The 21,817-nt window shown below is 53.1% G+C and carries 33 protein-coding genes; all 33 read left to right on the top strand.

The window, feature by feature from the left end:
- Nucleotides 1–122: 122 nt before the first annotated feature.
- The 33 genes from rpoC to rpmJ all read left to right on the top strand — a co-directional run bounded on the left by rpoC (nucleotide 123) and on the right by rpmJ (nucleotide 21,807).
- Nucleotides 123–3,782 carry a DNA-directed RNA polymerase subunit beta' gene (gene rpoC, locus DQG13_RS23780; protein WP_113022668.1) on the top strand — a complete coding sequence of 1,220 codons (3,660 nt, stop codon included), beginning with the start codon at nucleotides 123–125 and terminating at the stop codon, nucleotides 3,780–3,782.
- A 127-nt stretch (nucleotides 3,783–3,909) separates the two neighbouring features.
- Nucleotides 3,910–4,161, top strand: a complete 252-nt coding sequence (locus DQG13_RS23775; protein ID WP_113022667.1) for a 50S ribosomal protein L7ae-like protein — start codon at nucleotides 3,910–3,912, stop codon at nucleotides 4,159–4,161.
- Between the two features lie 147 nt (nucleotides 4,162–4,308).
- The gene (rpsL, locus tag DQG13_RS23770; RefSeq protein ID WP_113022666.1) at nucleotides 4,309–4,728 is read left to right on the top strand and encodes a 30S ribosomal protein S12; all 420 of its coding nucleotides are present in this window, start codon (nucleotides 4,309–4,311) and stop codon (nucleotides 4,726–4,728) included.
- A 51-nt stretch (nucleotides 4,729–4,779) separates the two neighbouring features.
- Nucleotides 4,780–5,250 (top strand): 30S ribosomal protein S7, encoded by a 471-nt coding sequence (gene rpsG, locus DQG13_RS23765; RefSeq protein WP_113022665.1) that lies wholly within the window; start codon nucleotides 4,780–4,782, stop codon nucleotides 5,248–5,250.
- Between the two features lie 41 nt (nucleotides 5,251–5,291).
- Nucleotides 5,292–7,367: an elongation factor G gene (gene fusA / locus DQG13_RS23760; protein WP_113022664.1), complete on the top strand. Its 2,076-nt coding sequence runs from the start codon at nucleotides 5,292–5,294 to the stop codon at nucleotides 7,365–7,367.
- A gap of 39 nt (nucleotides 7,368–7,406) precedes the next feature.
- On the top strand, nucleotides 7,407–8,597 hold the full coding sequence (tuf, locus tag DQG13_RS23755; protein WP_113022663.1) for an elongation factor Tu: 1,191 nt from the start codon (nucleotides 7,407–7,409) through the stop codon (nucleotides 8,595–8,597).
- A gap of 255 nt (nucleotides 8,598–8,852) precedes the next feature.
- On the top strand, nucleotides 8,853–9,161 hold the full coding sequence (gene rpsJ / locus DQG13_RS23745; protein WP_091072734.1) for a 30S ribosomal protein S10: 309 nt from the start codon (nucleotides 8,853–8,855) through the stop codon (nucleotides 9,159–9,161).
- A gap of 62 nt (nucleotides 9,162–9,223) precedes the next feature.
- Nucleotides 9,224–9,844 (top strand): 50S ribosomal protein L3, encoded by a 621-nt coding sequence (gene rplC, locus DQG13_RS23740; protein ID WP_113022662.1) that lies wholly within the window; start codon nucleotides 9,224–9,226, stop codon nucleotides 9,842–9,844.
- A gap of 24 nt (nucleotides 9,845–9,868) precedes the next feature.
- Nucleotides 9,869–10,492, top strand: a complete 624-nt coding sequence (gene rplD, locus DQG13_RS23735; protein ID WP_113022661.1) for a 50S ribosomal protein L4 — start codon at nucleotides 9,869–9,871, stop codon at nucleotides 10,490–10,492.
- Nucleotides 10,492–10,782 (top strand): 50S ribosomal protein L23, encoded by a 291-nt coding sequence (gene rplW, locus DQG13_RS23730; RefSeq protein WP_113022660.1) that lies wholly within the window; start codon nucleotides 10,492–10,494, stop codon nucleotides 10,780–10,782. Before rplD ends, rplW begins: the two co-directional genes overlap by 1 nt.
- 32 nt (nucleotides 10,783–10,814) lie before the next feature.
- Nucleotides 10,815–11,642 (top strand): 50S ribosomal protein L2, encoded by an 828-nt coding sequence (gene rplB, locus DQG13_RS23725; protein ID WP_113022659.1) that lies wholly within the window; start codon nucleotides 10,815–10,817, stop codon nucleotides 11,640–11,642.
- 106 nt (nucleotides 11,643–11,748) lie between these two features.
- On the top strand, nucleotides 11,749–12,030 hold the full coding sequence (gene rpsS, locus DQG13_RS23720) for a 30S ribosomal protein S19 (RefSeq protein ID WP_113022658.1): 282 nt from the start codon (nucleotides 11,749–11,751) through the stop codon (nucleotides 12,028–12,030).
- 76 nt (nucleotides 12,031–12,106) lie between these two features.
- On the top strand, nucleotides 12,107–12,442 hold the full coding sequence (gene rplV, locus DQG13_RS23715) for a 50S ribosomal protein L22 (protein ID WP_113022657.1): 336 nt from the start codon (nucleotides 12,107–12,109) through the stop codon (nucleotides 12,440–12,442).
- A gap of 13 nt (nucleotides 12,443–12,455) precedes the next feature.
- The gene (gene rpsC / locus DQG13_RS23710) at nucleotides 12,456–13,118 is read left to right on the top strand and encodes a 30S ribosomal protein S3 (RefSeq protein WP_113022656.1); all 663 of its coding nucleotides are present in this window, start codon (nucleotides 12,456–12,458) and stop codon (nucleotides 13,116–13,118) included.
- 2 nt (nucleotides 13,119–13,120) lie between these two features.
- The gene (gene rplP / locus DQG13_RS23705; RefSeq protein ID WP_113022655.1) at nucleotides 13,121–13,555 is read left to right on the top strand and encodes a 50S ribosomal protein L16; all 435 of its coding nucleotides are present in this window, start codon (nucleotides 13,121–13,123) and stop codon (nucleotides 13,553–13,555) included.
- Nucleotides 13,545–13,745, top strand: coding sequence for a 50S ribosomal protein L29 (rpmC, locus tag DQG13_RS23700; protein ID WP_113022654.1), 201 nt, complete (start codon nucleotides 13,545–13,547; stop codon nucleotides 13,743–13,745). The genes rplP and rpmC overlap by 11 nt, the downstream gene beginning before the upstream one ends.
- Nucleotides 13,746–13,777: 32 nt before the next feature.
- Nucleotides 13,778–14,041, top strand: coding sequence for a 30S ribosomal protein S17 (gene rpsQ / locus DQG13_RS23695; RefSeq protein WP_113022653.1), 264 nt, complete (start codon nucleotides 13,778–13,780; stop codon nucleotides 14,039–14,041).
- A 33-nt stretch (nucleotides 14,042–14,074) separates the two neighbouring features.
- Nucleotides 14,075–14,443 carry a 50S ribosomal protein L14 gene (gene rplN / locus DQG13_RS23690; protein WP_113022652.1) on the top strand — a complete coding sequence of 123 codons (369 nt, stop codon included), beginning with the start codon at nucleotides 14,075–14,077 and terminating at the stop codon, nucleotides 14,441–14,443.
- 39 nt (nucleotides 14,444–14,482) lie between these two features.
- Nucleotides 14,483–14,839 carry a 50S ribosomal protein L24 gene (gene rplX / locus DQG13_RS23685; protein ID WP_113022651.1) on the top strand — a complete coding sequence of 119 codons (357 nt, stop codon included), beginning with the start codon at nucleotides 14,483–14,485 and terminating at the stop codon, nucleotides 14,837–14,839.
- Between the two features lie 27 nt (nucleotides 14,840–14,866).
- The gene (gene rplE / locus DQG13_RS23680) at nucleotides 14,867–15,409 is read left to right on the top strand and encodes a 50S ribosomal protein L5 (protein ID WP_113022650.1); all 543 of its coding nucleotides are present in this window, start codon (nucleotides 14,867–14,869) and stop codon (nucleotides 15,407–15,409) included.
- Between the two features lie 31 nt (nucleotides 15,410–15,440).
- Nucleotides 15,441–15,626, top strand: coding sequence for a type Z 30S ribosomal protein S14 (locus DQG13_RS23675; protein ID WP_113022649.1), 186 nt, complete (start codon nucleotides 15,441–15,443; stop codon nucleotides 15,624–15,626).
- Between the two features lie 34 nt (nucleotides 15,627–15,660).
- Nucleotides 15,661–16,059: a 30S ribosomal protein S8 gene (gene rpsH / locus DQG13_RS23670; RefSeq protein ID WP_113022648.1), complete on the top strand. Its 399-nt coding sequence runs from the start codon at nucleotides 15,661–15,663 to the stop codon at nucleotides 16,057–16,059.
- 30 nt (nucleotides 16,060–16,089) lie between these two features.
- Entirely contained in the window at nucleotides 16,090–16,632 is a 543-nt protein-coding gene (gene rplF, locus DQG13_RS23665; RefSeq protein WP_113022647.1) for a 50S ribosomal protein L6, read from the top strand.
- Nucleotides 16,633–16,696: 64 nt separating this feature from the next.
- On the top strand, nucleotides 16,697–17,059 hold the full coding sequence (gene rplR, locus DQG13_RS23660; RefSeq protein WP_113022646.1) for a 50S ribosomal protein L18: 363 nt from the start codon (nucleotides 16,697–16,699) through the stop codon (nucleotides 17,057–17,059).
- 23 nt (nucleotides 17,060–17,082) lie between these two features.
- Nucleotides 17,083–17,580, top strand: coding sequence for a 30S ribosomal protein S5 (gene rpsE, locus DQG13_RS23655; RefSeq protein WP_113022645.1), 498 nt, complete (start codon nucleotides 17,083–17,085; stop codon nucleotides 17,578–17,580).
- Between the two features lie 12 nt (nucleotides 17,581–17,592).
- A complete protein-coding gene (gene rpmD / locus DQG13_RS23650; RefSeq protein WP_113022644.1) occupies nucleotides 17,593–17,781 on the top strand; it encodes a 50S ribosomal protein L30 in 189 nt (62 codons plus the stop codon).
- A 57-nt stretch (nucleotides 17,782–17,838) separates the two neighbouring features.
- Nucleotides 17,839–18,279, top strand: a complete 441-nt coding sequence (gene rplO, locus DQG13_RS23645) for a 50S ribosomal protein L15 (protein WP_113022643.1) — start codon at nucleotides 17,839–17,841, stop codon at nucleotides 18,277–18,279.
- Nucleotides 18,279–19,577, top strand: a complete 1,299-nt coding sequence (secY, locus tag DQG13_RS23640) for a preprotein translocase subunit SecY (protein WP_113022642.1) — start codon at nucleotides 18,279–18,281, stop codon at nucleotides 19,575–19,577. The genes rplO and secY overlap by 1 nt, the downstream gene beginning before the upstream one ends.
- Before the next feature lie 79 nt (nucleotides 19,578–19,656).
- Nucleotides 19,657–20,310 carry an adenylate kinase gene (locus DQG13_RS23635; protein ID WP_113022641.1) on the top strand — a complete coding sequence of 218 codons (654 nt, stop codon included), beginning with the start codon at nucleotides 19,657–19,659 and terminating at the stop codon, nucleotides 20,308–20,310.
- The gene (map, locus tag DQG13_RS23630) at nucleotides 20,307–21,053 is read left to right on the top strand and encodes a type I methionyl aminopeptidase (protein WP_113022640.1); all 747 of its coding nucleotides are present in this window, start codon (nucleotides 20,307–20,309) and stop codon (nucleotides 21,051–21,053) included. The genes DQG13_RS23635 and map overlap by 4 nt, the downstream gene beginning before the upstream one ends.
- Before the next feature lie 6 nt (nucleotides 21,054–21,059).
- Nucleotides 21,060–21,341: a hypothetical protein gene (locus DQG13_RS23625; RefSeq protein ID WP_397334015.1), complete on the top strand. Its 282-nt coding sequence runs from the start codon at nucleotides 21,060–21,062 to the stop codon at nucleotides 21,339–21,341.
- A 36-nt stretch (nucleotides 21,342–21,377) separates the two neighbouring features.
- The gene (gene infA / locus DQG13_RS23620; RefSeq protein ID WP_010279644.1) at nucleotides 21,378–21,596 is read left to right on the top strand and encodes a translation initiation factor IF-1; all 219 of its coding nucleotides are present in this window, start codon (nucleotides 21,378–21,380) and stop codon (nucleotides 21,594–21,596) included.
- 97 nt (nucleotides 21,597–21,693) lie between these two features.
- Nucleotides 21,694–21,807: a 50S ribosomal protein L36 gene (gene rpmJ / locus DQG13_RS23615; protein ID WP_023388342.1), complete on the top strand. Its 114-nt coding sequence runs from the start codon at nucleotides 21,694–21,696 to the stop codon at nucleotides 21,805–21,807.
- The last annotated feature ends 10 nt before the right edge of the window (nucleotides 21,808–21,817 follow it).

Here is a 21,817-nt window from a genome sequence, read left to right as displayed (position 1 = left end):
TCGACCGATCCCGGGGGTAAACGCACGGCATCTCTTATGAATGCCGCCAGGCGTTTGCCCTTGGGGTCATCCCTTGCCCCTAGACCGTGTTTCGCTCCAACAATTTTAAGGAGGGCTGCTCCTTGATCGATGTCAATAATTTTGAGTCCATGAAAATCGGCCTTGCCTCGCCGGAGAAAATTCGTTCCTGGTCCCGTGGCGAAGTCAAAAAACCCGAAACCATCAACTACCGTACCTTGAAGCCGGAGAAGGAAGGCCTCTTCTGCGAGCGCATCTTCGGTCCCCAGAAGGACTGGGAGTGCCACTGCGGCAAGTACAAGCGTGTCCGCTACAAGGGCGTTGTCTGCGACCGCTGCGGCGTCGAAGTGACCAGGGCCAAGGTTCGCCGGGAGCGGATGGGCCACATTGAGCTGGCTGCGCCGGTTTCACATATTTGGTATTTCAAGGGTATCCCCAGCCGGATGGGGCTGGCATTGGACATGTCTCCCCGTTCCCTGGAGGAAATCATCTATTTCGCATCCTATGTGGTTACCGATCCCGGAGATACGCCGCTGGAGAAGAAGCAGCTTCTGTCCGAGAAGGAATACCGCAGCTACCGTGAAAAGTACGGGTATGCCTTCCAAGCCGGTATGGGCGCAGAAGCGGTGAAGCGTCTTTTGCAGGACATCGATGTGGAGAAGGAAATGGAGAGTCTGAAGGAAGAGCTGAAGACCGCCCAGGGGCAGCGGCGCAACCGCGCCATCAAGCGTCTGGAGGTTATCGAGGCATTCCGCAACTCCAAGAACCTGCCCGAGTGGATGGTGCTGGATGTGCTGCCGGTTATTCCCCCGGAGCTTCGTCCCATGGTTCAGCTGGACGGCGGCCGTTTCGCCACCTCCGACTTGAATGACCTGTACCGCCGCGTTATCAACCGGAACAATCGCCTGAAGCGTCTTCTCGACCTGGGCGCGCCGGACATCATTGTCCAAAACGAGAAGCGCATGCTGCAGGAAGCTGTGGACGCGCTGATCGACAACGGCCGCCGCGGCCGCCCGGTAACGGGTCCCGGCAACCGTCCCCTCAAGTCCCTCAGCCATATGCTGAAGGGTAAGCAAGGCCGTTTCCGGCAAAACCTGCTGGGCAAGCGGGTTGACTACTCCGGCCGTTCCGTTATTGTGGTAGGACCGGACCTGAAGATGTACCAATGCGGTCTGCCTAAGGAAATGGCCCTGGAGCTGTTCAAACCCTTCGTAATGAAGGAATTGGTCAACAAGGGCCTGGCCCATAACATCAAAAGCGCCAAGCGCAAGGTAGAGCGCAGCAGCGGTGAGGTATGGGACGTTCTGGAGGAAGTCATCAAGGAACATCCGGTTCTCCTGAACCGTGCGCCTACCCTTCACCGTCTGGGCATTCAAGCCTTCGAGCCTATTCTGGTGGAAGGCCGCGCCATCAAGCTTCACCCGCTGGTTTGTACCGCGTACAACGCCGACTTTGACGGCGACCAAATGGCTGTTCACGTGCCGCTCTCCGCGGAAGCGCAAGCCGAAGCCCGCATCCTGATGCTGGCTGCCGGCAACATCCTGAACCCCAAGGACGGCAAGCCTGTTGTTACCCCGTCCCAGGACATGGTACTGGGGTCCTTCTACCTGACCATGGCCGATCAAGGGGCCAAGGGAACCGGCATGCTTCTGGCCTCCGTTGAAGAAGCCGTGTCCGCCTATTACCGCGGCGCCGCTTCTCTGCACGCTGTGGTTGCCATCCCGGCCAAGCTGCTGGGCAAAACCAGCTTTACGCCGGAGCAGCAGGAAGCCATGCTGATTACCACCATCGGCAAGATTATCTTCAACGAGATTTTCCCGGCCGATTTGCCGTTTATCAATGAACCGACCAAGAAGAATCTGCTGAACGGTACGCCGGACAGCTACTTCGTCTTCGAAAAGGGCGGCGACATCAAGCAGCGGATCGCTGACCTGAACACCGCCAGACTGGCCGTGGGCAAGGACTTCCTGGGCACCATCATCGCGGAATGCTTCCGCAAGTACAAGACCATGGAAACCTCCATCATCCTGGACAAAATCAAGAAACTGGGCTTCACCTACTCCACACGCGCCGGTATCACCATCGCCGTGGCCGACGTGGAAGTGCCGCAAGAGAAGCACCAGCTTCTGGGCGAGTCCGAGGAGAAGGTCCGGGTGGTGACCAACCAGTACCGCCGCGGCCTGATTACCGACGACGAACGGTATGACCGGGTTATCTCCATCTGGTCCAAGACCAAGGACGATATTACGGACATCCTGATGAAAAACCTGAAGAAGTTCAATTCCATCAACATGATGGTGGAATCGAAGGCGCGGGGCAACAAGTCCCAGATCACCCAGCTGGGCGGCATGCGCGGTCTGATGGCTACGCCGACGGGCCGGATCTATGAATTGCCCATCAAGTCCAACTTCCGCGAAGGCCTGACGGTTTTGGAGTACTTCATCTCCACCCACGGCGCCCGGAAGGGGCTGGCGGATACGGCCCTCCGTACCGCGGACTCCGGTTACCTGACCCGCCGTCTTGTGGACGTGGCCCAGGACGTAATCGTCCGTGAAGACGACTGCGGCACCGACAAGGGTTTTGTGGTCACCCGCATCCAGGACGGCAAGGAAGTCATCGAGGACCTGTACGACCGTATTGAAGGCCGTTATTCCTTTGAGACTGTGCGCGATCCCAAAACCGGCGAGGTTATTGTGGGCCGCAACCAGCTCATCGATTCCGATATCGCCGAGCGCATTATCAAGGCCGGCATTGAAAAGCTGCAAATCCGTTCCGTGCTTTCCTGCCGCACCTACCATGGTGTCTGCAAGAAGTGCTACGGCCGCAACCTGGCTACCGGAGAGCATGTGGAAATCGGCGAAGCAGTCGGCATTATCGCCGCCCAATCCATCGGCGAGCCGGGTACCCAGCTCACCATGCGTACCTTCCATACCGGCGGCGTTGCCGGTGATGACATCACCCAAGGTCTGCCGCGGATTCAGGAGCTTTTTGAAGCCCGGAACCCCAAGGGCCAGGCGACCATCACCGAAATCGACGGCGTGGTCAAGGACATCCGCGAAGGCAAGGACCGCCGGGAGATCGAGGTTCACGGCGAAGCGGAATCCAAAACCTATTCCGTTACCTACGGCTCCCGCGTGCGCGTGACCAAGGGGCAGGCAGTCGAGGCCGGCGACGAGCTGACCGACGGTTCCATCGACCCCAAGGAAATGCTGCGCATCAAGGGTATCCGCGGCGTGCAGAACTACATTCTGCAGGAAGTGCAGCGGGTATACCGGAACCAGGGCGTAGAAATCAACGACAAGCACGTGGAAGTTATGATCCGTCAGATGCTGCGCAAGATCCGCGTCGTGGATGCAGGCGATACCACCCTCTTGCCGGGCTCCTTCGTCGACATGTATGAATATGAGGAAGCCAACAAGGTTGTGCTGCTGGAAGGCACCGAGCCTGCCGTTGCGAAGCCCGTGCTTCTGGGTATCACCAAGGCGTCGCTGGAAACCGACTCCTTCCTGTCCGCGGCTTCCTTCCAGGAAACCACCCGCGTGCTCACCGACGCCGCTATCAAGGGCAAGGTGGACCGTTTGCTGGGCCTGAAGGAAAATGTGCTGATCGGCAAGCTCTTGCCTGCCGGAACAGGCATGGCCCGCTACCGGAACGTCAAGATTACCGACCAGTACATCGAAGCTGCCGAAGCAGCCGCTCTTGCGGCCGCACAGGCTGAACAGCCCCAGGAAGACGGGGAAGTGCCGGTTGCCGCCAACAAGTAGGATGTACGTATAGAGAAAATCTGGTGGCAAGATTGAAGAGATTCTTTCTTGACACCGGATTTTCAAAATGCTAATATATCAAAGTGTGCCAAAATGGTTAGCCCCTTGTGTCTTTGGAGGATGCCTTATGTCTTATGATAAAGTCAAACAGGCGGGTAAGCTTATTGTAGGCGCAAAGCAGGCATTGAAAGCCGTCGAGGCCGGTTCGGTCCGGGAGGTTTTCATTGCCAAAGATGCAGATCCGCGTGTGACGAGCAAGATGGTGAGCCAATGCAGGAAGCTCAGTGTCCCCGTGACGTACGTCGAGTCCATGAAGCAGCTGGGCAAAGCGTGCGGCATTGATGTGGGCGCTGCGGTGGTTGCGGCGGTGAATGAATAAAGAATCGAATGTTTTTGCAAGGGTTGGGATAAAGATGGACTGGCCCTAGCAAGAACATTTCCTTTGTCCATTTATGATTCGCCTGGGTCTGTGGGCTTGTTTTCAAAAGCTTAACAATCCGATTTATTTTTGGAAGGAGGTGCCTCAATGCCAACAATCAACCAGCTGGTACGTAAAGGCCGTGAAGCGAAAGTTGTGAAATCCAAATCTCCCGCTCTGCAAAAGGGATTCAACGCCCTGAAGCGCGAGGAAACCGATCTCTCCGCTCCGCAAAAGCGTGGCGTATGCACTCGTGTAGGTACAATGACTCCGAAGAAGCCGAACTCCGCGCTTCGTAAATATGCCCGGGTACGTCTGTCGAACCGCATCGAAGTTACTGCATACATTCCGGGTATCGGACATAACCTGCAGGAGCACAGCGTTGTTCTTGTACGGGGTGGCCGGGTTAAGGATCTTCCCGGTGTCCGTTATCACATCGTCCGCGGCGCACTGGATACTTCCGGTGTGAACAACCGGATGCAAGCCCGTTCCAAGTACGGTGCGAAGCGTCCCAAGAAGAAGAAGTAATCATGTACAGCCCACATTTTAGGATGATTCTTGTAAGAAAGGGGGATAACTATGCCTCGTAAAGGTCCCGTAGCAAAAAGAGACGTATTGCCTGACCCGATATATAATTCCAAGCTGGTCACCCGTCTGGTAAACCGCATTATGATCGATGGCAAGAAGGGCACTGCCCAAACCATTCTGTATAATGCGTTTAACCTGATCAAGGAGCGCACCGGCAAAGAACCCATGGAGGTTTTTGAGCAAGCCATCAAAAACATCATGCCGGTTCTGGAAGTAAAGGCCCGCCGTGTAGGCGGCGCCAACTATCAGGTGCCGATCGAAGTGAAGCCGGAACGCCGGACTTCCTTGGGTCTGCGCTGGTTGGTGAACTACTCTCGTCTTCGTGGCGAGAAAACCATGGAAGAGCGTCTGGCCGCCGAGATTATCGACGCCAGCAACAACACCGGCGCTTCTGTGAAGAAGCGTGAAGACACACACAAGATGGCGGAAGCCAACAAAGCCTTCGCACATTACCGCTGGTAGGATATACACCATAATAAGAGGATTCGAAAGGAGATCATACTATGGCAAGAGAGTTCTCCTTGAAGGATACACGTAACATCGGGATTATGGCGCATATCGATGCAGGCAAGACTACCACAACCGAACGTATTCTGTTCTACACCGGTCGTACACACAAGATCGGTGAAGTGCACGAAGGCGCGGCCACCATGGACTGGATGGAGCAGGAGCAAGAGCGCGGCATTACGATTACGTCTGCCGCGACTACCTGCCAGTGGAAGGGTCACCGCATCAATATTATCGACACCCCGGGTCACGTTGACTTCACGGTTGAGGTTGAACGTTCCCTTCGTGTTCTTGACGGTGCAGTAGGCGTGTTCAGCGCCAAGGAAGGCGTTGAACCCCAATCCGAAACCGTATGGAGACAAGCGGACCGTTATGGAGTACCGCGTATCGCATACATCAACAAAATGGACATCATCGGCGCGGACTTCTTGGCCGTTATCGACCAAATGCGCGACCGTCTGCGTGCCAATGCTGTAGCGATCCAACTGCCTATCGGCGCTGAATCCGACTTCGTCGGCATCATCGACCTGATCGAGCAAGTCGCTTACATCTATAAGGATGATCTGGGCAAGGACATTGAGAAAACCGAAATTCCCGCCGCCTATACCGAAAAGGTAGCCCAACTCCGTCTGGAGCTGGTAGAGAAAGTGGCCGAGCTTGATGAAGAGCTCACCATGAAGTATCTGGAAGGCGAAGAAATCACGATTCCGGAAATCAAAGCTGCGCTGCGCAAGGGCGTTTGCGAAGTAAAGGTCTTCCCGGTTATCTGCGGTTCTTCTTATAAGAACAAAGGCGTACAGCTGATGCTGGATGCTGTTGTGGACTACCTGCCCGCTCCTGTTGACGTGCCGGACATCAAGGGTACCCTTGAGGACGGAACCGAAGCAACCCGCAAATCCTCTGACGAAGAGCCGTTTTCCGCTTTGGCGTTCAAGATTGCCACCGACCCTTATGTGGGCCGTCTGACCTTCTTCCGCGTCTATTCCGGATTCCTGAATTCCGGCTCCTACGTGCTGAATTCCACCAAGAACAAACGTGAGCGCATCGGCCGTATTCTGCAGATGCATGCCAACAGCCGTCAGGAAATCAGCATCGTATACGCAGGCGATATTGCAGCTGCCGTTGGTCTGAAGGACACCGTTACCGGTGACACCCTGTCCGACGAGAAGCATCCGGTTATTCTGGAGTCCATGAACTTCCCGGAGCCGGTTATCTCCATCGCGGTAGAGCCGAAAACCAAAGCCGACCAAGACAAGATGGGCGTTGCCCTGTCCAAGCTGGCTGAGGAAGATCCGACCTTCCGTTATTACACCGACGAAGAAACGAATCAAACGATTATCCAAGGTATGGGCGAGCTCCACCTGGAGATCATCGTTGACCGTATGCTTCGCGAATTCAAGGTAGAGACCAACGTGGGCAAACCCCAGGTTGCTTACCGCGAAACCTTCCGTGCACCTGCCAAGGTGGAAGGCAAGTTCGTTCGCCAATCCGGCGGCCGCGGCCAATACGGCCACTGCTGGATCGAGTTCGAACCGCTTGAGCCGGGAACAGGCTTCATCTTCGAGAACAAGATTGTCGGCGGCGTAGTACCGAGAGAGTACATCGCTCCTGTACAAGCCGGTATCGAAGAATCCATGAAGAACGGCGTATTGGCCGGCTTCCCGCTGGTGGACATCAAGGCAACCATCTTCGACGGTTCCTACCATGATGTCGACTCCTCCGAAATGGCGTTTAAGATTGCCGGTTCCATGGCGCTGAAAGCCGCTAAGGATAAGTGTAACCCGGTTCTTCTGGAGCCGATCATGAAAGTGGAAGTTACTGTGCCGGAAGAATACATGGGCGACGTTATGGGCGACCTGAACTCCCGCCGCGGCCGCATTGAAGGTATGGATGCACGTGCAGGCGCACAAATCATCCGTGCCAAGGTGCCGCTGTCCGAGATGTTCGGCTACTCCACAACCCTGCGCTCCCGTACCCAAGGCCGTGGCGTATACTCCATGGAAATTTCCCACTATGAAGAAGTGCCGAAGTCGATCAGCGAAGAAATCATCGCAAAGAACAAAGGCGCTTAATGCAACCTAATCTTACATTTTGAGGAGGAGAAAAAACAAATGGCTAAGGCAAAATTTGAACGTACTAAACCCCACGTTAACATTGGTACTATCGGTCACGTTGACCATGGCAAAACCACTCTGACTGCTGCCATCACTACCGTTCTGTCCAAGAAATACGGCGGTGCTGCTGTAGCATTCGACCAAATCGACAAGGCTCCGGAAGAGCGCGAACGCGGTATCACTATCTCCACCGCTCACGTGGAATACGAAACTCCGAACCGTCACTACGCTCACGTTGACTGCCCGGGCCACGCCGACTATGTAAAGAACATGATCACCGGCGCAGCTCAAATGGACGGCGCTATCCTGGTTGTATCCGCAGCTGACGGCCCGATGCCGCAAACTCGCGAGCACATCCTGCTGTCCCGCCAAGTAGGCGTTAAGTACATCGTCGTATTCCTGAACAAGTGCGACATGGTAGAAGACGAAGAGCTGCTCGAGCTGGTTGAAATGGAAGTTCGCGACCTGCTGAACGAGTATGAATTCCCGGGCGACGACACTCCGATCATCCGCGGCGCTGCTCGTCCTGCTCTGGAAGATCCGAATGGCGAATGGGCTCAAAAGATCGTTGAGCTGTTCGAACAAGTTGACACCTACATCCCGACTCCGGAACGCGAAACCGACAAGCCCTTCCTTATGCCTGTCGAGGACGTATTCACCATCACTGGCCGCGGTACAGTTGCTACCGGCCGTGTAGAGCGTGGTCTGGTTAAGGTTGGCGACGAAATCGAAATCATCGGCCTGCACGAAGAAAGCAAGAAGTCCGTTGTAACCGGCGTAGAAATGTTCCGCAAATTGCTGGACCAAGCCCAAGCCGGCGACAACATCGGCGCCCTGCTGCGTGGTGTTGACCGTAAGGAAATCGAGCGCGGCCAAATCCTGGCTAAGCCCGGTTCCGTTAAGCCCCACACCAACTTCAGCGCTCAAATCTACGTCCTGACCAAAGAAGAAGGCGGCCGTCATAAGCCCTTCTTCACTGGCTACCGTCCGCAGTTCTACTTCCGGACAACTGACGTAACCGGCGTAATCACCCTGCCGGAAGGCACTGAAATGGTTATGCCTGGCGACAACATCACTGTTACTGTTGAACTGATTGCCCCCATCGCTATCGAAGAAGGCACCAAGTTCACCATCCGTGAAGGCGGCCGTACTGTAGGCGCCGGCGCTGTTGCCACCATCTCCAAGTAATAAATGAACGTCCGAGAAATCGGACGACATGCGAAAAGCCCTCGCCCGCTGACGCGGTGAGGGCTTTTTAAAATTAGTTTCAAAAATTCCTTGCTTTTGTCTGCGGATTTTTATATAATAGTGAACGTTGGTCTGACGTTGCGATGATGCGGGAGGTTGCTGATACACCCGGCTCCTTTGCCATGGAGCAGGTGTTCAGGGGATTTCCGCGGAGTATGTCCGATACTAAATTGGGCGATAGAAGGAGGGACTTATATGGCAAAGCAAAAGATTCGTATTCGTTTGAAGGCGTACGATCACAGAATCCTGGATCAATCCGCTGAGAAGATTGTGGAAACCGCCAAGCGTTCCGGTGCAGGTGTTTCCGGGCCGATTCCGCTTCCGACAGAGAAGCAGGTTGTGACCATTCTTCGTGCGGTTCACAAGTACAAGGATTCCCGCGAGCAATTCGAGATGCGCACACACAAGCGCTTGATCGATATCGTGAACCCGACGCCGCAAACCGTTGACGCGCTGATGCGTCTGGATCTGCCGTCCGGTGTGGACATCGAAATCAAGCTCTAATACATGAGTTTCTTCTATAATAGAAGAGACGAACCTACGAACGAAAGAAAAGAGGTGTCAACATGAAAGGTATCTTAGGGAAAAAGCTGGGCATGACTCAAGTATTTACTCCGGAAGGTTTGGTACATGCCGTTACCGTTGTCGAGGTTGGTTCCTGCGTTGTTCTGCAGAAGAAGGATCAAGACAATGACGGTTATGAAGCCATCCAGCTAGGTTATGCGGATAAGAAACATCCGAATAAGCCGGAGCAAGGCCACGCTTCCAAGGCTGGTGCAACTCCTAAGCGCTACATGAAGGAAATTCGCGGTGTTGACTTGGCCGCTTATGAAGTTGGACAAGAAGTGAAGGCTGACATCTTCGCTGAAGGCGAGTATGTTGACGTAACCGGCATTTCCAAGGGCAAGGGCTTCCAAGGCACCATCAAGCGTTGGGGACAATCCACCGGACCAATGTCACACGGTTCCGGCTACCATCGCGGACATGGCTCCAACGCCATCATCCGTACTGCCAACCGCGTGCCGAAGGGCAAGCACCTGCCGGGTCACATGGGTCATGAAACCATCACGATCCAAAAGCTGCAAATTATCCGCGTTGATGTTGAGCGCAACGTGCTGCTCATCAAAGGCTCCGTACCGGGACCCAACAAAGGATATGTAACCATTAAATCTACTGTAAAGAAATAAGATTGGCAGAAAGGAGGAAATCAGATGCCTAAAGTGGCTGTGTATAACATTAGCGGAGCTCAGGTTGGAGAAGTTGAATTGAGCGAATCCGTTTTTGGAATTGAACCCAATACCCACGTGCTTCACGAGGCAGTAGTGATGCAGCAAGCATCCCTGCGTCAAGGTACTCATAAAGTCAAGACCCGTGCGGAAGTCCGCGGCGGCGGACGCAAACCCTGGAAGCAAAAGGGAACCGGCCGTGCCCGTCAAGGCTCCATCCGTTCCCCTCAATGGAAAGGCGGCGGCATTGTATTTGGCCCGACTCCCCGGAGCTACGGCTACAAGCTGCCTAAGAAAGTACGTCGTCTGGCGATTAAATCCGCCTTGTCCTCCAAGGTTCTGGACAACGACATTATCGTGCTGGATCAGCTCGCCCTGGCCCAACCGAAAACCAAGGAATTTGCGTCCATCCTGAAGAACCTGAATGTGGACCGCAAGGCTTTGGTTGTGACTTCCGCTTTTGATGAGAACGTGGCTCTGTCCACCCGCAACATCCCCGGCGTGAAGTTCCTGTCTGCCGAAGGTCTGAACGTTCTGGACGTTCTGGTATATGACAAGCTGATTATCACCAAGGAAGCTGTTTCCAAGGTTGAGGAGGTGTTCGCGTAATGAAAAGCGTATATGACGTGATTAAACGCCCGGTCATTACCGAGCGCACCACTGATATGATGGCTTCCAAGCGGTATGTGTTCGAAGTGGATCTCCGCGCGAACAAAACCGAAATCAAGAAGGCTGTGGAAGCAATCTTCAAGGTGAAGGTAACCATGGTGAACACCATCCGTATGCCTGCCAAGCCGAAGCGCTATGGCAGATACTCCGGCTACACTTCCGAATGGAAGAAGGCCATTGTTCAACTGAGCCCTGAAAGCAAAGAACTGGAGTTCTTTGAATCCGTATAAAGACAATCCTGTAAGCAAGGAGGGAAATCCAAGTGCCTATCAAAACGTATAAGCCAACGTCTCCTGCACGTCGCGCCATGTCCGTTTCCACTTTCGAGGAAATCACGGCGTCCAAACCGGAGAAATCGTTGCTTGCTCCCCTGTCCAAAAAGGCAGGCCGTAATAACCAAGGCAAAATCACTGTCCGTCACCAAGGCGGCGGACATAAGCAAAAGTACCGGATTATCGACTTCAAACGGAACAAGGATGGCATACCCGGCAAAGTTGCTACAATCGAGTATGATCCGAACCGTTCCGCCAACATCGCCCTGATCCATTATGTGGACGGTGAGAAGCGCTATATCCTGGCTCCCAAGGGTTTGAAGGTTGGAGATCAAATTTTCTCCGGTCCTGAATCCGACATCAAGGTGGGCAACGCGCTTCCGATGGAAAACATTCCGGTAGGTACCGTTATCCACAATATCGAAATGAAGCCCGGCAAAGGCGGCCAACTGGTTCGTGCAGCAGGCGTTGAAGCCCAGCTTCTCGGTAAGGAAGAAAAATACGTAACCGTTCGTCTGGCATCCGGCGAAGTCCGCAAGTTCCTGAAGAACTGCCGCGCTACCATCGGTTCCGTAGGCAACGAAGACCACGAGCTGATCAGCATCGGTAAAGCCGGTCGTTCCCGTCATCTGGGCAAGCGTCCTGAAGTCCGCGGTGTTGTAATGAACCCGAACGATCACCCGCACGGTGGTGGTGAAGGCCGCGCTCCGATCGGCCGCAAGTCTCCTATGTCTCCTTGGGGCAAGCCGACCTTGGGCTACAAGACTCGCAAGAAGAAGAACGCATCCGACAAATACATTGTTCGCCGCCGCAAGTAATTGCCTGGCGCATGATTATACGGGGGCTCCTCCAAAAGTAATCGGATTTGGCTTCAAAGCTTGGTGTCACTTTTGGGGGAACAAGTTTGAGAAGGGAGGATAAACAATGGGACGCAGTTTGAAAAAAGGGCCTTTTATTGACGGCTACCTGCTGAAGAAGGTTGAGGTTCTGAATGAATCCAACAAGAAGGTGGTTATCAAGACCTGGTCGCGCCGTTCGACGATTTTCCCGCAATTTATCGGTCACACTTTCGCAGTGTACGACGGAAGAAAGCATGTGCCGGTGTATGTTACGGAAGACATGGTAGGACATAAGCTTGGCGAATTTGCTCCGACCCGTACTTACAAAGGACACGGCGACGACGACAAGAAGACCGGCAAGCGCTAATCGCCTTAGTGCCGCCTGTGAGGCGGCATGAGAGGGTACGTTTTCTTATGGAAGAGTTTTGAGAGGAGGTACTGACATGCAACAAGCAACCGCACATGCAAGACATGTACGTCTGGCTCCCCGCAAAGTGCAGCTGGTTCTGGATCTGATCCGCGGCAAGCAAGTGGGCGACGCTATTGCGATTCTGCGGCATACACCGAAATCGTCTTCTCCGGTGGTGGAGAAGCTTCTGAATTCCGCGATTGCCAATGCGGAGAATAATTTCTCCCTGGACCCGAACAAACTGGTTATCAGCCAGGCTTTCGCAAACCAAGGTCCGACTTTGAAACGCTTCCGTCCCCGCGCACAAGGACGCGCAAGCAGCATCCATAAACGCACCAGCCACATCACCATCGTGGTATCTGAGAAATAAGGAGGGATAACGAATGGGTCAGAAAGTAAATCCGGTAGGACTCCGGGTTGGCATTATCCGTGATTGGGAGTCCAAATGGTACGCAGGCAAAGAATTCGGCACTCTGCTCATGGAGGACGTGAAGATCCGTGAGTACCTGAAGCAAAAGCTGAAGGATTCCGCCGTTTCTCATATCGAAATCGAACGGGCTGCCAATCGTGTGAACGTGACAATCCATACTGCCAAGCCTGGCATGGTAATCGGCAAGGGCGGCGCAGAAGTGGAAGCCATCCGTCAACATATCTCCAAGCTGTCCGGCAAGAAAGTGCACATCAACATTTCCGAAATCAAAAACCCTGAGCTGGACGCCATTCTGGTAGCCGAAAGCATCGCGCAACAGCTGGAACGCCGTGTTTCCTTCCGCCGCGCTATGAAGCAAGCCATCCAACGCACCATGCGTGCAGGCGCCAAGGGAATCAAGACCGGCGTCAGCGGCCGTCTGGGCGGCGCTGAAATTGCCCGTTCCGAAGGTTACAGCGAAGGTACAGTACCGCTTCACACACTGCGTGCGGATATCGATTACGGTACAGCAGAAGCACACACCACTTACGGACGGATCGGCGTTAAAGTCTGGATCTACCGCGGTGAAGTTCTTCCTGCTGCCAAGAAGAAGGCTGTTCAGGAAGGAGGAAACTAATCATGTTAGTACCTAAGCGCGTCAAACACCGCAAGGAACACCGCGGCTCCATGAAGGGCCGTGCCAAAGGCGGCACTGAAGTTGCATTCGGCGAATATGGTCTGCAGGCTATGGAGCCGGCATGGGTAACCAACCGCCAAATCGAAGCTGCCCGTATTGCCATGACCCGTTACATCAAGCGGGGCGGTAAGGTATGGATTAAGATTTTCCCTTCCAAGCCGGTTACCCAAAAGCCTCTGGAAGTCCGGATGGGTTCTGGTAAAGGTAACGTGGAAAAGTGGGTATGCGTCGTAAAGCCTGGTAAGATCCTGTTTGAATTGGCGGGTGTCAGCGAAGAAATCGCTCGTGAAGCTATGCGCCTTGCCGCTCACAAGCTGCCAATCAAAACCAAGTTTGTGAAACGCGAAGAATTGGGTGGTGAAGCAAATGAAAGCTAATGAATTTCGCAACTTAACCACTGCAGAGCTTGAACAAAAGGTCTCCGGCTTCAAAGAGGAGCTCTTTAACCTCCGTTTTCAACTGGCTACCGGCCAACTGGATAATCCGTCTCAGATTCAGAAAGTGCGCAAAGACATCGCCCGTGCAAAAACTGTTTTGCGTGAAAGAGAACTGGGGATCATCAGCTAATTTATCCGGGAGAAGAAAGGAGGAAATAGGGCATGGCAGAGCGTAATGAACGCAAAGTGCAGATCGGCAAGGTCGTAAGCGACAAGATGGAAAAAACGATCGTTGTAGCGGTCGAAACCTATAAAAAGCATGACCTGTACCACAAGCGCATCAAGTACACCAAAAAGTTCAAGGCTCATGACGAGAACAACGAAGCCAAGATCGGTGACACTGTCAAGATCATGGAAACTCGCCCCCTCTCCAAGGACAAGAACTGGAGACTGGTGGAAATCGTCGAGAAAGCCGTTATCATCTAAGCAGCAACATAAATCCGAAAGGAGGAGACACGAATGATTCAACCATTTACACGTTTGAAAGTGGCCGATAATTCCGGAGCCAAGCAGCTGATGTGCATCCGCGTGCTGGGAGGAACAGGCCGCCGCGTTGGACATATCGGCGATCTCATCATCTGCTCCGTCAAAGAAGCAACACCCGGTGGCGTTGTCAAAAAGGGTGATGTGGTGAAGGCAGTTATCGTCCGCACCAGAAGATCTACCCGCCGTAAGGACGGTTCCTATATCACGTTCGACGAGAACGCAGCCGTAATCGTTAAGGATGACAAGAGCCCCCGCGGCACTCGTATCTTTGGCCCGGTTGCCCGTGAGCTTCGGGACAAGGACTTCATGAAGATCGTATCCTTGGCGCCGGAAGTTATCTAATCGACACGCATCATTCCACCCACCAGGAGGTGTAAATCAATGCCAAGACTGAAGAAAATCAAAGAATCCCACAACAATAAGCTGCATGTGAAGAAGGATGACACAGTCATCGTCATCACAGGTAAAGATAAAGGCAAGAAGGGCCGCATCATCGCTGCTTATCCCCGGGAAAACCGCGTGCTGGTTGAAGGGGTTAACATGGTGAAGAAGCATTCCAAGCCGACCCAGCAAAATCCCCAGGGCGGAATTCTGGATCAAGAAGCTCCGATTCACGTGTCCAACGTGATGCTGGTAGATCCGAAAACCAACAAGCCTACCCGTGTAGGTTACAAGGTCCTGGAAAACGGACAAAAGGTTCGCGTAGCCAAGAAATCCGGAGAAGTTATCGACAAATAAAACGGCCGGAAAGGAGGTCCATAAAGCATGACTGCAAGAATGAAGGATCGTTATCTGAATGAAATCACTCCTGCTCTGATGCAGAAGTTCAACTATACGACTGTAATGCAAGTTCCGAAAGTGGAGAAAGTCGTTATTAACATGGGCGTAGGCGAAGCAGTTGGCAACTCCAAGATTTTGGACGTGGCTGTGGATGAATTGCAGCGCATCGCCGGTCAAAAGCCGGTTGTCACCCGGGCCAAGAAATCCATCGCAGGCTTTAAGCTTCGCGAAGGTATGCCTATCGGTGCCAAGGTAACCCTGCGTGGCGAGCGCATGTACCACTTCCTGGACAAACTGTTCAATGTAGCCCTGCCCCGCGTACGCGACTTCCGTGGCGTAAGCAACAAAGCCTTTGACGGCCGCGGCAACTACACCCTTGGCCTCAAGGACCAATTGATCTTTCCTGAAATCGAGTATGATAAAGTCGACAAGATCCGTGGTATGGACGTTGTTGTTGTAACCACAGCCAAGTCTGACGAAGAAGCACGTGAATTATTAACCCAGCTGGGTATGCCGTTCGTGAAGTAACGGCCCCGAGGCTGCCGGAGGTGGAAAAAGAATGGCAAAAACTTCGATGAAGATCAAGCAGCAGCGTGCACCGAAATTCAAGGTTCAAGCCTATACCCGCTGCGAGCGCTGCGGCCGTCCCCATTCCGTATTGCGCAAGTTCAAGATTTGCCGGATTTGTTTCCGCGAATTAGCATACAAAGGCCAGATCCCTGGCGTGAAAAAGGCTAGCTGGTAATTACCCCACTACTGGGAAGGAGGTTCGCAAACACATGGTTATGTCCGATCCTATTGCTGATATGCTTACCCGTATCCGCAACGCCAACACTGTCCGTCACGAAACCGTTGAGATCCCGGCTTCCACCATCAAGAAGGAAATCGCCGAGATCTTGAAGAAGGAAGGTTTCATCCGTGACGCTGAATATATCGAAGATAACAAGCAAGGGATTATCCGCGTATTCCTGAAATACGGTCCCAACAACGAGCGTGTTATCTCCGGCCTGAAGCGAATCAGCAAACCGGGTCTTCGCGTTTATACCAAGAGCACTGAAATCCCGCGCGTTCTGGGCGGTCTTGGCATCGCGATTATCTCCACATCCAAAGGCATCATGACTGACAAGGATGCCCGTCAGTCCAAAGCCGGCGGCGAAGTAATCTGCTACGTTTGGTAATTAAGCACGAACAAGAATGGAGGTGTCACCATGTCTCGTATTGGTCGCAAACCAATCGTTATCCCCAATGGAGTTACGGTTACTCTGGACAACACCACGATCACCGTTAAGGGCCCGAAAGGTACCTTGTCCCGCCAAGTCCATAAGGATATGAAAATAAATGTAGAAACAAGTGAAATTACCGTGGAGCGCCCTTCCGACAACAAGCTTCACCGCTCCCTGCACGGTACTACCCGCAGCGTGGTTGCCAATATGGTAGCCGGCGTTACGGAAGGCTACAGCAAGAACCTGGAGCTGGTTGGCGTCGGTTACCGTGCCAACAAGACCGGCAACAAGCTGGTGCTGAACGTGGGTTATTCCCATCCGGTGGAATTCGTTCCGGAGAACGGTATTGAGTTCGACGTTCCTGCCCAAAACAAGATCACCATTAAGGGCATCGACAAGGAACTGGTTGGCGCAACTGCCGCCAAGATCCGCGAAGTCCGTCTGCCCGAGCCTTACAAAGGCAAAGGTATCAAGTATGAAGGCGAGCGCATCCTGCGTAAGGAAGGCAAAGCCGGTAAGAAAAAATAATGCCGCGGCCTAAGCCCGGTTTAGCAGTTTTTCTGCAAGCAAGCTGAAGGGAGGAACCTTAAGGATGATTACCAAAGGCGATAAGAACCAAGCCCGTCTGAAGCGCCACCTGCGTGTGCGCAAGAAGATCGAAGGCACAACCGAGCGTCCCCGCCTCAACATATTCCGTTCTGCCAAACACATGTATGCTCAGATCATTGACGATGCAAAGGGTGTTACCCTGGTATCCGCTTCTACTGTAGAGAAGGAATCCGGTATCGAAAATGGCGGCAACGTGGAAGCAGCCAAGCAAATCGGCGCTTTGATCGCACAACGTGCCAAGGAAAAGGGTATCGAGAAGGTCGTATTCGACCGCAGCGGTTACCTGTACCACGGACGTGTTCAAGCGTTGGCTGATGCAGCTCGTGAAGCTGGTCTTGATTTTTAAAAAAGCAAAAGGAGGTTAGTGACTTGCGCGTAGATCCTAATACGTTAGAACTGAAAGATAAAACGGTCCACATCAACCGTGTTGCCAAGGTTGTTAAGGGCGGACGCCGTTTCAGCTTCAGTGCGCTGGTTGTTGTCGGCGACGGCAACGGCTGGGTCGGAGCCGGTATCGGCAAAGCATCCGAAGTCGGCGATGCCATCAAAAAAGGCATTGAAGACGCCAAGAAAAACCTGGTTTACGTTCCGCTGAAGGGAACCACTATCCCTCACCTGGTCATCGGCAAGTTCGGCGCAGGACGTGTGCTCCTGAAGCCGGCCAGCGAAGGTACCGGTGTGATTGCAGGCGGTCCGGTTCGTGCAGTACTGGAATTGGCGGGCGTTGGCGATATCCTCACCAAATCCCTGGGTTCTTCCAACTCCATCAATATGGTCAACGCTACAATCGAAGGCCTTCAACGCCTTAAGAAAGCCGAGGATGTTGCAAAGCTCCGCGGCAAAACTGTAGCTGAGCTGTTAGGTTAAGGAGGAATAACCATGGCAAAGCAACTGCAAGTAACCCTGAAGAAGAGCCTGATCGGCCGTCCGGAAACCCAACGGGTTACCGTTCGCACCTTGGGCTTGCGCAAAACCAACCAAACCGCTCTTCACCAGGACAATGCTGCAATCCGCGGCATGATTGCCAAGGTCAGCCATCTGGTTGAAGTTGTGGAAGTTGACGCGTAACATGATGAACACAATGGTCTGCAGATAAAAGACAAATGAATAGGAGGTGCACAAACGATGAAGTTACATGAACTTTCTCCTGCTCCTGGGTCCAAACATCCGAAAAAACGTGTTGGTCGCGGTATCGGTAGCGGCATGGGCAAGACTGCAACCCGCGGTCACAAAGGTCAGTGGGCTCGGTCCGGCGGCGGTGTCCGTCCTGGATTCGAGGGTGGCCAAAACCCGTTGTTCCGTCGTTTGCCCAAGCGTGGTTTCAAAAACTTCAATCGCGTGGAATACGCAATTGTGAACTTGGAGGATCTGAACCAGTTCGCAGCAGGTACCGTAGTGACTCCGGAATCCCTGAAGGAAACCGGCATCGTCAAGAACCAAAAGGATGGCATTAAGATCCTGGGCAACGGTGAGCTGACTGTTAGCTTGACAGTAAAAGCGAATAAGTTCTCCCAATCTGCGGTAGAGAAGATCACGGCTGCCGGCGGTACATCCGAGGTGATTTGATGTTTAAAACCATATCCAACATCATGAAAGTAGACGATCTCCGTAGACGGATTTTGTTCACACTGGCCGTTTTGATCGTCTACCGTATTGGCGCTTTTATTCCGGTGCCCAATATCAATACTGACGTTCTGTCGGCCACAGACCAGCAGAATGCCGATATTTTCGGGATGATGAACATCTTTTCGGGTGGCGCGCTCTTCCAGTTCTCTATTTTCGCAATGGGGATCATGCCTTACATTACAGCTTCGATTATCGTGCAGCTCTTGTCCATGGACGTGGTGCCGATCCTGGCCCAATGGGCTAAGGAAGGCGAAGCTGGCCGGAAGAAGTCCACTCAAATTACAAGGTACGGAACCGTTGTTTTAGGGATGATTCAAGCCTTTGGTATGTCCATTGGTTTCAACAACTATTTCAGCGGTCTTGTGATTGATCCGAGCTTCACAACCTATCTGATGATTGCAATTGTGTTGACTGCGGGTACGGCTTTCCTGATGTGGTTAGGGGAACAAATCACGGAGAATGGAATCGGCAACGGTATCTCCATTATCATCTTTGCGGGGATTGTTGCATCCTTCCCATCCAGCTCACAACAAATTTACCTGAAAATGTTCAAGGATGCCGGTGATGCACTGTTCTTCAACATCATCAAGCTTGTCCTGCTGGTCGTTGCCATTCTGGCGATTGTCGTAGGTGTCATCTTTGTTCAACAGGGCGTTCGCAAAATTCCGGTTCAGTATGCCAAACGGGTAGTCGGACGCAAGATGTACGGCGGTCAATCGACCCACCTTCCGCTGAAGGTGAATGCCGCGGGTGTTATCCCGGTCATCTTCGCCTCCTCCCTCCTGTATTTCCCCTCCACCATCGCGCAGTTCTGGAGAGGAAATGCGGTAGCTGACTGGATTATGCAGCACTTCACCTACCAGCGTCCGCTTGGTATGGTTTTGTTTGTTCTGATGATCATCGGGTTTACCTTCTTCTACACCTTCGTTCAATTTAACCCGATGCAAATGGCTGACAATATGAAGAAGAACGGCGGATATATCCCTGGCGTGCGTCCGGGCAAAACAACGGCCACTTATCTGACCCGCGTCATGACCCGCATCACGCTCTCCGGAGCTATATTCCTGTCGCTCATCTCCTTGCTTCCCGTAGTGTTGTCCAACCTGGCGGATCTCCCGAACTCTGTTCGGATCGGCGGTACTTCACTGCTTATCGTGGTCGGTGTTGGTCTCGATACCATGAAGCAGATTGAAGGCCAACTGATCAAACGCCATTACAAGGGCTTCATCAACAAGTAAACAGACGGGATAGATTAAAGGATCGGCGAAAATCAGCGACTGGTTTTTGTCGATCTCCTTCGGGGGAGGTAAGCGAGGCATGAACATTCTGTTTATGGGTCCTCCCGGAGCCGGTAAAGGGACCCAGGCTGAGTACATCGTTAATGAATTTCACATTCCGCATATTTCGACAGGGGATGCGTTTCGGGCGGCGATGAGTCAAGGCACACCCATGGGTGTGGAAGCAAAAGGCTATGTGGATAAGGGACTGTTGGTACCGGATGAGATCACAAACGGAATTGTGCGTGAGCGCTTGGCCCAACCGGACTGCAACGCCGGCTTTCTGCTTGACGGCTTTCCCCGGACTCTTCAGCAAGCCGAGAGCCTTGATGGGATGATGACCGAGCTGGAGAAGAAAATCGATGTGGTTTTCAATCTGGTGGTCGACCGCAGCTTGTTGCTGGCCCGTCTGACTGGACGGAGAATTTGCAAATCCTGCGGCGCAACCTATCATGTCATGTTCAACCCGCCGCAACACGACGGTGTCTGCGACAAGTGCTCCGGCGAGCTCTACCAGCGCTCCGATGATACAGAGGAAAAAGTCGGTACCAGGCTTGACGAATACTCGAGCAAAACCGCACCGCTTCTGGATTACTACCGGAACAAAGGGGTCCTGAAAGAAGTTAACGGTGAGCAGGACATCCAACTGGTTACCGCGGAAATCAGCTCCATACTGCGAGGTCTTGGCGAATGATCATCTGCAAGTCCGAGAGCGAACTGCTCATCATGCGGGAAGCCGGGCGCATTGTTGCGGAGACGCATCAAGTGCTTGCCAAGGCGATCCGTCCGGGCGCAACAACCAAACAGTTGGATCAGATCGCAGAAGAGTATATTCGCAGCAGGGATGCAATACCATCCTTCAAAGGCTATGGCGGTTTTCCCGGCAGTATCTGTGCTTCAGTCAACGAGGAGCTGGTACATGGGATTCCCGGTGACCGGGTCTTAAACGAAGGCGACATTATCAGCTTGGATATAGGGGCGGAATATAAAGGCTATCATGGCGATTCGGCCTGGACCTATCCCGTTGGGGATATTTCGGCGGAAGCCAAGAAGCTTCTGGAGGTTACGGAACGGTCCTTGTATCAAGGGCTGGACCTGATCAAACCGGATGTTCGTCTTTATACGGTTTCACATGCAATACAGAAATGTATCGAAGGTGAAGGGTTTTCCGTGGTACGGGAATACGTCGGACACGGAATCGGCCGGAAGCTGCACGAAGAACCCCAGATTCCCAATTACGGCAGTCCGGACAGGGGGCCGCGTCTCAAAGCAGGCATGGTGTTGGCCATCGAGCCGATGGTCAATGCAGGCGAACGGTACGTTCGCACTCTGGAGGATAATTGGACGGTCGTGACGGTAGATGGAGCGTTATGCGCGCACTTTGAACATACGGTTGCGGTAACGGCGGATGGATACGAAATCCTTACTGCTCTGTAGGTGAGAATCGTGGAAATCGCTAAAGTTCCTCAACTCGGCCAAATTGTCAAAATTCTGCGCGGACGGGACAGCGGCGACTATGCTGTCATTGTTGGTCTCGTCGACCAGCGGAGCGTGCTGATTGCAGATGGTCGGACCCGCAAGTTCGACCACCCGAAGAAGAAAAACCTGCTTCACCTGGAACTGCAGAATGAAACCAGCGACATTGTCGTCAACAGTTTATTGGAAACGGGACGGGTAACCAACGGCAAGCTGCGCCATGCGCTGGCCAAGTACCTCCCTTCCTAAGCAAGACGGAAGCTCGAAGCGAAAGGAGAATCATCCGTGGCCAAAGAAGATGTTATTGAAGTGGAAGGAACGGTCATTGAGCCGCTTCCCAATGCGATGTTTAAAGTAGAGTTGGAAAACGGTCATAAGATTTTGGCCCATGTGTCCGGCAAAATCCGGATGCACTTCATCCGAATCCTGCCGGGCGACAAGGTGACAGTGGAACTGTCTCCCTATGACCTGACCAGAGGCCGGATTACGTACCGTTACAAATAAATGGCTGGAACAATGAAGTAAGTTTCGTCTTGGACGAAACTTCGTGTATGCTTACGAAGTAAGTTTTGCTTACGCAAAACTCTTAGGAGGGTTTACCATGAAAGTTAGACCGTCGGTGAAGCCGATCTGCGAAAAATGCAAGGTCATCAAGCGTAAAGGCAATGTCATGGTGATCTGCGAAAATCCCAAGCACAAGCAAAAACAAGGATAAAAAGGAGGTT

Source organism: Paenibacillus sp. YN15 (assembly GCF_003285005.1).
GTDB lineage: Bacteria > Bacillota > Bacilli > Paenibacillales > NBRC-103111 > Paenibacillus_AR.
This window is presented reverse-complemented; position numbering and strand designations above follow the sequence as displayed.